This window comes from Pseudomonas sp. BF-B-30 (genome assembly GCF_019956305.1).
GTDB classification, from domain to species: domain Bacteria; phylum Pseudomonadota; class Gammaproteobacteria; order Pseudomonadales; family Pseudomonadaceae; genus Aquipseudomonas; species Aquipseudomonas jessenii.
On record NZ_JAHBDG010000035.1, the window covers coordinates 45,317 to 55,242 of the forward strand.

Below are 9,926 nucleotides of genomic sequence, written 5' to 3' on the forward strand. Positions count from 1 at the left end.
CGTCGACTCTCCCCATTGGCCCCTGACTTGCTGCTGACCGCCTATGCAACGCCTGCTCAACGACCGCCTGGACTGGAACCTGCTGCGCACCTTTCGGGTGATTGGCCAGGAGCAGAGCATCAGCCGCGCTGCCGCCCGCCTGCACCTGACGCAACCGGCAGTGAGTCAGGCGCTCAAGCGCCTGGAGGAACAACTGGGCCGCCAATTGATTGCCCGTCGCGGGCCACGTTTTGCCCTGACTGAAGTCGGCGAGCAGATCTTCGCCCTGGCCGGGGAAATCTACGGGCAAATGTCCCAGGTCAGTAGCGTGCTGGAACAACCGGCCGACGAAGTGATCGGCAAAGTGCGGTTGCTGATCATCAGCCGGATCTTCTCCGAGCGCTTTGATGACTTTCTCGCCGACTTCCACCGCCAATACCCGCGAGTGGATCTGGAAGTCGACGTGATGCGCAGTTCCGACATCGTCAGCGCCCTCCAGGAAAAAACCGCGACCCTCGGCCTGAGCCTCAATCGGCGCCCGCAGCCACGCCTGGAGCAGCGCTTGTTCCTGCGTCAACGCTATGCTTTTTTCTGCGGCAAGCACCATGGGATGTTCGGCCAGCAGGACGTCGCCGAAGGGGATTTGCAACGGGAGAACTTCGTCAGTTTCACCAGTGACCAGATCGGCGGCATGCTCTCGCCGCTGACGATTTTCCGCGATCAGCAGGGTTTCAGTGGTCGCATCGTCGCGTCCTCACCGAGCCTGGAAGAAGTCCGGCGACTGGTGATCGCCGGCTTCGGTATCGGCTGTCTGCCCGAACACGTGGTGGCGGCCGACGTCGACGCCGGATTGCTCTGGCGCCTGCCGCCCCACGAGGGGATTGCCGATGTGGACATTCATTTGCTGTGGAACCGCGAACAGCGCATGAGCCGTGCCGAGACGATCTTTCTCGAAAGCCTGCAACAACGGCTGACGGACTAAACGCGCAAGACTTGCGTCACCGGTTCACCGGCCTGCAAGCGTTCGAGCAAGCGCGGCTCGCTGCGATCCGAAGCCAGCGCCTGATCGATGACTGCCGCCGCCGATGCCGTGTCGAGAAACAACACGCCGTTGTCGTCCGCCAGCACCCAATCCCCCGGCTGCACCGTCACGCCGGCGCAGTGGATGGGCTGATTGATGACGCTGTCGCCACGACCGTGCAACTTGGTGGTCAACAGGCTGGTGCCTCGGGCGAACACCGGCAACCCGGCTTCACGCAGCTCCAGCAGATCGGTCACTGCGCCGTCCACCACAATACCCACCGCGCCGGCAAAGCGTGCCGCGCAACTGGTCACCGCACCGACCGGCGCATGCCGATGATCGCCACCGGTGTCGATCACCAGCACGTCGCCCGGCCTGATTTGCGCCAGGGCCCGGTTGACGGCAATGGCATCGGCGCCCACCAGTTTCAGGGTCAACGCACGGCCAACGACTTTCACATTGGGCACCATGGCCCGCAGTTGCGGATCGGCAAAACCCTCTTCGAGAAAGTGCCCGAGGGTCGGAAAGCTCACGGCCTTGAGCTGTTCGATCAGTTGCGACTCATCCATGCTGCGGCTCCCCGGCAATCAGTTCGGCAACACAGTCGATCTCCAGCGATACGCCCCACAATGCCACGCACACCGTGGTGCGCGCCGGTGGCGCATGGCCGAGGAACTCGCGGTACACGGCGTTGAACGGCTCCAGTTGCGCAGGGTCGGTCAGGTAGGCATTGACCTTGATCACATGGCTGAAACCGGAGCCCGCCTCGATCAGGATCGCTTCGAGATTGCGCAAGGTTTGCCGTACCTGCTCGGGGAAATCAGCAGGCTGTTCGTCGAGCCTGCCGTGGGCCGGAATCTGCCCGGCGGTGAACACCAGGTGGCCGCTGACCACGGCCTGGGAGTAAGGCCCGACCGGGTCGATGTAGCCCGGGGCCGATTGAATTCTGCGCATGTTGTAGAACTCCAGATGTCAGGCCGTAGCCGATTTGAAGGGTTTACCGGGGGCCAGATCGTCTGTGGGGACGACGCTGGGGATCTCGCTGATGTCCTTCTTGAAGGTCTCGGTCAACAGCAACAGGGCCACCAGTGAAATCAATGCCGCACCGATCATGTACCAGGCCACCGACGAACCTTTGCCCGTCGCGGCCAGCAATGCCGTGGTGACGATGGGCGTCGCCGCGCTGCCGAGCAGGCCGGACAACATGTAGCTGATGGACAAACCGGAATAACGCACCCGGGTGCCGAACAGCTCGGCGAGGAAGGTCGCGATCGGCCCGTAGTTGGCGGCGAATGCGGTCATCAACAACAGATAACCGAACACCACCATCGACAGCTCCTTGGTGTCCATCAGCCAGAACATCGGAAACGCCACCAGCGCTTCGGCGATGATGCCGCCGACAATGATCGGTTTGCGTCCGAAGCGGTCCGAAAGCGCACCGAACACCGGCAACATGACAATGCACCAGGCGCAGGACAGCAGCACCACACCGAGCATCACGCTGCGGCTGAAGCCGAGGTTCTGTGTGCCATAGGTCAAGCCGAACGCCACGATAATGTTGAACGAAGCGCCCGTGGACATGGTGGCAATACCCCCCAGCAGCACTTGCTTCCAGTACTTGCGGAACACTTCCGCCAACGGCATTTTCACTTGCACTTCGGCTTCCTTGACCTTGTTGAAAGCCGGGGTTTCCGAGATGTTCAGGCGGATATACAAACCGACGGCGATCAGCAACACGCTGGCCAGGAACGGAATACGCCACCCCCAGGCCAACAGATCCTCCGGGGACAGCCACGCCGCGATCAACAGGAATGCCAGGTTGGCAATCATGGTCCCGGCCGGCACGCCGATCTGCACCCAGGAGCCGTACAAGCCACGCTTGTTGGCCGGCGCATGCTCCACCGCCATCAGCACCGCCCCGCCCCATTCGCCCCCCAATGCCAGGCCTTGCACGACCCGCAGCAGCAACAACAGGATCGGCGCCCAGATACCGATGGTTGCAAAGTCAGGCAACAAGCCGATGGCGAAGGTGGCCGCGCCCATGGTCAGCAGCGAGATCAACAGCATCGACTTGCGCCCCAGGCGATCACCGAAATGCCCGAACAACGCCGCGCCGACAATCCGTGCCAGATACGCCGAAGCGAAGGTGCCGAAAGCCAGCAGCGTTCCGATCAGCGGCACGAAATCCGGGAAGAACACTTTGTTGAACACCAGCGCTGAAGCCGTGGCAAACACGAACAAGTCGTACCACTCCACGGTGGTGCCGATCACACTGGCCACCGCGACTTTTTTCATACTGATTGCAACTTCCGGTGGTGCGCCGGACTTTTCTGCGGACGATAGATCGCTCATCACTGTCTCCAGGAATTTATTTAATTGTTTTGACTGGCAGTAAAACGGTTGAGGCGAAGGTTGTTGTTATGACTTACGGGAAGCTGGTCCCTGTAGGAGCGAGCCTGCTCGCGATGAACTCAAGAACACCGCGTTTAACCGGCAAACACGCGAAATCGTTAACGACCATCGCGAGCGAGCTCGCTCCTACCGGGGGTGTGTTAGTTCAATATCCCAATACTCGGTCGGCACAGTTGAGTAACGGCTCGCCAGCATTCAGGCGACGGAAGTTCTCCGCTACTTGTTCGGCAATACAGTCATGGGACGCCGCCGAAGCCATATGCGGGGTGATGGTGACACCGGGCATTGTCCAGAGCCGGTGATCGACCGGCAGCGGTTCCTGCTCGAACACATCCAGCAAGGCGCCGCGCAAATGTCCGCTCGCCAGGGCCTGTTCGAGATCGTCGATGTTCAAATGACCGCCCCGGCCACAGTTGATCAGTGCCGCGCCGCTGGCAAGCTGTTCGAAAGTGGCTCGTCCGAGAATCCCGCGGGTTTCGCTGGTGAGTGGCAACAGGTTGATCAGCAACTCGATGCCGTCGAGAAAAGGATGCAACGCATCACCCCCGGCGAAGGTGCGCACACCGGGCAAGTCCTTGCTGCGCCGCGCCCAGCCGCGCACGTCGTAACCGGCTGCGACCAGATCCAGAGCAATCGCGCTGCCCAGCGATCCGAGCCCCATCACACCGACCTTGAACTGCCCCGCCGCCCGTTGCAGCGGCCGCTCCCAGCGTTGCTCCCGCTGGTGCGACAACACCTGATCGAAACCGCGGTGATAGTGGATCACCGCCCAGCGCACGTACTCGGTCATCCCCTGGCGATGGCCCGGGTCGACCACACGGCAAACCGGCAGGTCCGGGCACGACGGATCGTGATCGAGGTGATCGATACCGGCGGCCACCGAGTGAATCACCTGCAGGTTCGGCAATGCGCCGAGACTGCCCGGCAAGGGAAACCAGCACGCCGCCATCTGTGCATTGGCGGCCCGGGAATCGTCGGCCAGCACGGCGGTGAGCTGCGGCGCACTGCGGGCAAACGCCGCCTGCAATTGCTTGAGCAGCAAGGTGTCGCGGGACAGCAGAACCACAGTGTTGATGACGGCGTTCATGACAAATATGACTCGCGCTGGGATTCGATCAACGTCAGGGCGGCCTCCCAGGCCAGGTCGATGATGTTGTCCTGCTCATCGCGGTCGAACTGCTCGGCGGTGTGCGCGCAGACTTCCGGCGATGGGTAATGCAGTGCCGAACCACCGGCCAGCGCCTGCACCTGGGCCTGACAGGCCCGCTCCAGGAAGTGGATTTCCTGGAACGCCTGGGCCACGCCCGAACCACCCACCAGCAAACCGTGGTTGCGCAGGATCATCGCCCGGTGCGGACCGAGGTCGGCAATCAAGCGCTCGCGCTCATCCAGCGACAGCGCGATGCCCTCATAGGTGTGATAGGCCAGCTTGCCGTAGAACTTCAGCGCATGCTGACTGATCGGCAGTAGGCCTTGCTTCTGCGCCGCGACCGCCATGCCGGCCGCCGTGTGGGTATGGATCACACAGTTCAGGTCCGGACGCGCCATGTGGATCGCCGAGTGAATCACGAAGCCGGCAGCGTTGACCCGATGGCCCGCGTACTCCGGGTCGACCACCCGCCCTTCCTGATCGATGCGCACCAGGTCCGAGGCGCGCATGCGGTCGAAGATCACCCCGTAGCGGTTGATCAGGAAGTGATGCTCAGGCCCCGGAATCCGCAGGGTGATATGGGTGTCGATCAGGTCGGTCATGCGAAAGTGCGCGACCAGTCGATACAGCGCAGCCAGTTCGCAACGGGCTCGCCATTCAACCGGGTCGATGTGTGCAGGTTTACTCACGAATACACCTCTTTAGCAGCGTGGGTGACGACCGGGTTGGCGCGCAGGCGGGCCAGGCCGCAAACACCGATCAGGGACAGGGCCGAGAGCAAGGTGAAGAACACCGCCAGCGGCAACCATTGTCCGGAAAACTTGCTGGCCAGCAGGGTGCCAATCAGCGGCGTGGTGCCGCCGGCCACGGCGCAAGCCAATTGGTACGCGATGGAAATGCCCGAGTAGCGCAGGTGCACCGGGAAGGCCTGGGTCATGTAGCCGGCGATCACCGCGTAAAGCGCCGAGAGAATCACCACTGCCAGGGCAATGCCGGCAGTCATGAACACAATGTTCTGCGTGCCTACCAGCAGGAACATCGGGTATGGCGTGACCATGCAAAGCAACGCGACCCATTTGAGAAAACGACCTTCGCCGATACGTTCGGCGATCAACGCCGAGAGCGGTTGTGAGAGCAACTGGATGACGGTCACCAGAAACAGGCAATCGAGAATCGTCGATCGGGCAATGCCCTGATATTGGGTGACATAGGTGATCATGAAGGTGTTGGTGAAGAAGAACCCGGCCGAGCCGATGGTCACGGCAGCGGCGGCGAACAGGATCTGCCGCCAGCAGGTACGGATCACGTCCATCACCGGGTATTTGGCGGTCTCGTTGTTGTCCTTGGCCTTGGCGAATTCCGGCGACTCGTGAACGCCGGAACGGATCAACAGCCCGACCATCATCAACACGCCGCTGGCGAGGAACGGCAAGCGCCAACCCCAGGCGAGGAAATCCTCTGGCTCAAGGGACGTCACCAGACGGAAAGCGATCAGTGCCAGCAACAAACCGGCGGGACTGCCGAGCTGGGCGAACGATGCGTAGAACGTCTTGCGCTTGGCCGGCGCGTGTTCGCTCGCCATCAACACCGCCCCACCCCACTCACCACCGACCGAAATGCCCTGAATGACACGCAGCACGATCAGACCAATGGGTGCCCAGATGCCGGCACTGGCGTAGCTCGGCAACAGGCCAATACCCGCCGTGGCTACGCCCATCAAGGCCATGGTCACCAACAGCATTTTCTTGCGCCCGAGACGATCCCCCAGATGACCGAACACCATCCCGGCCATGGGACGGGCAATGAAGCCGACCGCGAAACTGCCGAACGCCGCCAGGGTACTCATGACCGGGTCGCTGCTGGGGAAGAACACTTGCCCAAGGACCAGCGCCGCCGCGGTGGCGTAGATGTAAAAGTCGTAGAACTCGATGGTCGTGCCAATGAAGGCAGCGGCCGCGGCTCGGCGCGGCTGGGGAGTAGTGTGCATGCAAGGACCCTGTGTACTTATAGTTTTTGGGCAGGTGTTAAGGCTGATGACGGTTGCGCTCTTTGGCACTTGTGGGCTTTATCGCTTCCATGCCAGGATTAGTCAATTTTCAATTCCTTATCTTTACTATTAGCACTGCTACTGCATGAGGTTTTATGCCTTCCACTTCCAACCCGTGGGTCGGCCGCCGCTTTCTCAATGACCGCCTCGACTGGAACCTGCTGCGCACCTATCTGGTCATCGGCCAGGAAGGCAGCATGAGCCGCGCCGCCGCGCGACTGCACATCACCCAGTCGGCCGTCAGCCAGGCGCTGAAACGACTGGAAGAACAACTGGAATGCGTGTTGATTGCCCGCAGCGGACGACGCTTTGATCTGACGGAAACCGGGGAAGAAGTCCTGCGCATAGCGGCGGATATCTACGGAGATATTTCACGCCTGGGGACGGTAGTGGAGAGTCGTCACGACGACGTGGTGGGCAAGATCCGCATCCTCACCGTCAGCGGTGTGCAGGCTCGGCATTACGATGACTTCCTCGCTGATTTCCATGAAACCCATCCGAAAATCGAGCTGGAAGTCGAGGTCATGGGCAGTTCGAACATCATCAGTTCGCTGCTGCAAAAAACTGCGACAGTCGGCGTTGGCCTGTGCCGCTTGCCACAGCCACGACTGGAACAACGGGTACTGTTTCGCGAGACCTATGCTTACTTTTGTGGCCAACGTCACCGGCTGTTCGGGCAACAGAATCTGACCCTGGAACAACTGGCGGCGGAAAACTTCGTCAGCTTCACCAGCGATCAACTCGGCGGCAATCTTTCACCCCTGACGCTGTTCCGCGACCAGCAAGGCTTCACCGGCAAGATCGTCGCCTCCTCCACCAGTTTCGAAGAAATTTACCGCTTGATCTGCGCGGGTTACGGCATCGGCGCCTTGCCCACCCATCTGGTGCGCCGGGATGTCGAGCAAGGTCTGCTCTGGCGCTTGCCGCCGGAAGACGGGGTGGTGGATTTCGATATCCAGCTGTTGTGGAATCGCGAACAGAAGATGAGCCAGGCTGAATCGGTGTTCCTCGAGAGCTTCCAGCACATGCTCAGCATCCGTGAGCCTGTGCTGTGAAGCCATGAAGGTTCAGACGTGAGGATCGCCCGGTGCCTTGCTCGGCGCTGCGTACTGCGGCTTGAGATGCCCGTCCTGATCGAGTAGCCAGGCGTCCATGATCTCCCGCACGACCGGTCCGGCGACACGGCCACCCGCCTCGCCGTTTTCGATCATCACCGAAATCACGATTTTCGGGTGCTCGGCCGGGGCAAAACCGACGAACAAGGCGTTGTCGCGGTTACGCTCACGGGTTTTCTCCCGGTTGTAGCGCTCGCCCTGCTTGATCGCCACCACTTGCGCGGTACCACTCTTACCGGCGATACGGTACTGCGCGCCCGCGGCTGCGGCCCGGGCAATCCCGCGGGCATCGTGCATCACCATCTGCATGCCATGGTTGACCTGCTCCCAGTCGCGAGGATCCTTGAGCAGAATGTTCGGCATCGGATGCTCATCCACCGGCGCGACACCGTCCACGGTTTTGGCCAGGCGCGGGCGATTCCACACACCTTTGTTGGCAATCAGCGCCGTCGCCTGGGCCAACTGCAGTGGCGTGACCTGCATGTAGCCCTGGCCGATACCGAGAATCACCGTCTCGCCCGGATACCAGGCCTGACGACGGGTGGCGCGTTTCCAGGCTTGGGATGGCATCAGGCCGGTGGACTCTTCATTCATGTCCAGGGAGACTTTCTCACCCAGTCCGAACATGGCCATGTAGTCGTGCAGACGATCGATACCGAGCTTGTGTGCCAGGTCATAGAAGTAGGTGTCGTTGGAACGCATGATCGCCGCATCCATATCCACCCAGCCGTCGCCGCTGTGGTTCCAGTTGCGGTATTTGTGATCGAAATCCGGCAGCTGGTAATAACCGGGGTCGAACACACGGGTCTGTGGTGTGACGACACCGGCATCGAGGCCAGCGATTGCCATTTCCGGCTTGATGGTCGAACCCGGCGCATAGAGACCGCGCAGCACACGGTTGAACAGCGGTCGGTCGATGGAGTCCCGTAGCGTGGAGTACTCCTTGGAACTGATACCGGTGACGAACAGATTCGGATCGAAACTCGGGTTGCTGACCATGGCCAACACTTCACCGGTCGAGGGATCCAGTGCGACCACCGAGCCACGGCGATCGCCCAAGGCTTGCTCGGCGGCTTCCTGAAGCTTGACGTCGAGGCTCAGGACAATGTTTTCGCCTGGCACCGGGTCAGTGTGCTTGAGCACTCGCAGGACGCGGCCCTGGGCATTGGTTTCGACTTCCTCATAACCGACATGGCCGTGCAGTTGTTTCTCGTAGAATTTTTCAATCCCGGTCTTGCCGATGGATTGGGTGCCTCGATACTCCACGGTATCCAGAGCCTTTGACTCTTTCTCGTTGATACGTCCGACGTAGCCGACCGAATGGGCGAAGTGCTCGCCCAATGGATAATGCCGAACGAACTGCGGCTCGACATCGAGGCCCGGCAAGCGGAACTCGTTGACGGCGAGTACGGCAATTTGCTCTTCGCTCAGTTCATAGAACAACGTCACAGGTACGAAGGGGTGACGTGCCTGCTTCATCGCCTTGTCGAACTGCGAGCGGTCTTCAGCGGGCAAATGCAGGAAATTGACTACCTCGTCCAGCTCTTCGTTTACATCGGTAGCACGTTCGCGGGTGATGGTCAGATTGTAGCTGGGACGGTTATCCGCGAGAAGTACGCCGTTGCGGTCGTAGATCAACCCGCGAGTCGGTGTAATTGGCAGGACATGTACGCGATTGTTTTCGGAGATGGTCGAGTGATAGTCGAACTCGACCACCTGCAGGACATACAGGCGCACTACCAGCGCACAGGTGACAGCGGCAACGAACAAGCCGCAGGCCATCAGCCTTTTATTGACCAGGCGTGTCTCTTTCTCGTGGTCCTTGATGGGTATCGGTTCGGGCATTTCTACAGCAACTCTTTGAAAAGAATGCCGATCCGTGGGCGCAAACTCAGTCCATTAAAAATGAGCTGCACCTTAGCAAAAGCGCGGAGTCAGGTTTATGTGATTTTTTTTACAGTGACCTTGTAGGAGCGAGCTCGCTCGCGATGGACGTTAACGATGACGCGGGAAACCTGATGCCCCGCAGCGCTCTCGGGTTTTTCGCGAGCGGGCTCGCGCCTACAGGGACGCCAAAAACAAAACCCCTACCTGCATACGCAGATAGGGGTTTCGGAATTTAATCTTGACGATGACCTACTCTCACATGGGGAAACCCCACACTACCATCGGCGATGCATCGTTTCACTGCTGAGTTCGGGA

General features: G+C 60.5%; 9 protein-coding genes. 2 read left to right on the forward strand and 7 right to left on the reverse strand.

The window, feature by feature from the left end; translation table 11 throughout:
• Positions 1-43: 43 nt before the first annotated feature.
• On the forward strand, positions 44-961 hold the full coding sequence (locus KGB29_RS18870) for a LysR family transcriptional regulator (RefSeq protein WP_046043224.1): 918 nt from the start codon (positions 44-46) through the stop codon (positions 959-961).
• On the opposite strand, the gene KGB29_RS18875 is transcribed toward KGB29_RS18870, so the two are convergent.
• The 6 genes from KGB29_RS18875 to KGB29_RS18900 all read right to left on the reverse strand — a co-directional run bounded on the left by KGB29_RS18875 (position 958) and on the right by KGB29_RS18900 (position 6,549).
• A complete protein-coding gene (locus KGB29_RS18875; protein ID WP_150814921.1) occupies positions 958-1,569 on the reverse strand; it encodes an RraA family protein in 612 nt (203 codons plus the stop codon). The two genes, KGB29_RS18870 and KGB29_RS18875, sit on opposite strands and share 4 nt — an antisense overlap.
• Complete coding sequence (locus tag KGB29_RS18880; RefSeq protein ID WP_150814920.1) at positions 1,562-1,954, reverse strand: RidA family protein; 393 nt, start codon at positions 1,952-1,954, stop codon at positions 1,562-1,564. Before KGB29_RS18880 ends, KGB29_RS18875 begins: the two co-directional genes overlap by 8 nt.
• A gap of 18 nt (positions 1,955-1,972) precedes the next feature.
• Positions 1,973-3,352, reverse strand: coding sequence for an MFS transporter (locus KGB29_RS18885; protein WP_150814919.1), 1,380 nt, complete (start codon positions 3,350-3,352; stop codon positions 1,973-1,975).
• A 205-nt stretch (positions 3,353-3,557) separates the two neighbouring features.
• The gene (locus KGB29_RS18890; RefSeq protein ID WP_191626134.1) at positions 3,558-4,499 is read right to left on the reverse strand and encodes a 2-hydroxyacid dehydrogenase; all 942 of its coding nucleotides are present in this window, start codon (positions 4,497-4,499) and stop codon (positions 3,558-3,560) included.
• On the reverse strand, positions 4,496-5,251 hold the full coding sequence (locus tag KGB29_RS18895; RefSeq protein WP_150814918.1) for a class II aldolase/adducin family protein: 756 nt from the start codon (positions 5,249-5,251) through the stop codon (positions 4,496-4,498). Before KGB29_RS18895 ends, KGB29_RS18890 begins: the two co-directional genes overlap by 4 nt.
• Complete coding sequence (locus tag KGB29_RS18900) at positions 5,248-6,549, reverse strand: MFS transporter (RefSeq protein ID WP_057713891.1); 1,302 nt, start codon at positions 6,547-6,549, stop codon at positions 5,248-5,250. The genes KGB29_RS18895 and KGB29_RS18900 overlap by 4 nt, the downstream gene beginning before the upstream one ends.
• Before the next feature lie 155 nt (positions 6,550-6,704).
• Here KGB29_RS18900 and KGB29_RS18905 point away from each other — a divergent pair, with 155 nt between their 5' ends.
• Positions 6,705-7,664 carry a LysR family transcriptional regulator gene (locus KGB29_RS18905; protein WP_150814917.1) on the forward strand — a complete coding sequence of 320 codons (960 nt, stop codon included), beginning with the start codon at positions 6,705-6,707 and terminating at the stop codon, positions 7,662-7,664.
• A 12-nt stretch (positions 7,665-7,676) separates the two neighbouring features.
• Here KGB29_RS18905 and mrdA read toward each other — a convergent pair whose 3' ends face one another.
• Positions 7,677-9,569 (reverse strand): penicillin-binding protein 2, encoded by a 1,893-nt coding sequence (mrdA, locus tag KGB29_RS18910; protein WP_150814916.1) that lies wholly within the window; start codon positions 9,567-9,569, stop codon positions 7,677-7,679.
• Between the last annotated feature and the right edge of the window lie 357 nt (positions 9,570-9,926).

Bases quoted from the DNA above. Each gene is read 5' to 3' on its own strand.
- KGB29_RS18905 (WP_150814917.1), top strand. From the start codon at position 6,705: ATGCCTTCCACTTCCAACCCGTGGGTCGGCCGCCGCTTTCTCAATGAC.
- mrdA (WP_150814916.1), bottom strand. From the start codon at position 9,569: ATGCCCGAACCGATACCCATCAAGGACCACGAGAAAGAGACACGCCTG.
- KGB29_RS18890 (WP_191626134.1), bottom strand. From the start codon at position 4,499: ATGAACGCCGTCATCAACACTGTGGTTCTGCTGTCCCGCGACACCTTG.
- KGB29_RS18875 (WP_150814921.1), bottom strand. From the start codon at position 1,569: ATGGATGAGTCGCAACTGATCGAACAGCTCAAGGCCGTGAGCTTTCCG.
- KGB29_RS18880 (WP_150814920.1), bottom strand. From the start codon at position 1,954: ATGCGCAGAATTCAATCGGCCCCGGGCTACATCGACCCGGTCGGGCCT.
- KGB29_RS18900 (WP_057713891.1), bottom strand. From the start codon at position 6,549: ATGCACACTACTCCCCAGCCGCGCCGAGCCGCGGCCGCTGCCTTCATT.
- KGB29_RS18885 (WP_150814919.1), bottom strand. From the start codon at position 3,352: ATGAGCGATCTATCGTCCGCAGAAAAGTCCGGCGCACCACCGGAAGTT.
- KGB29_RS18870 (WP_046043224.1), top strand. From the start codon at position 44: ATGCAACGCCTGCTCAACGACCGCCTGGACTGGAACCTGCTGCGCACC.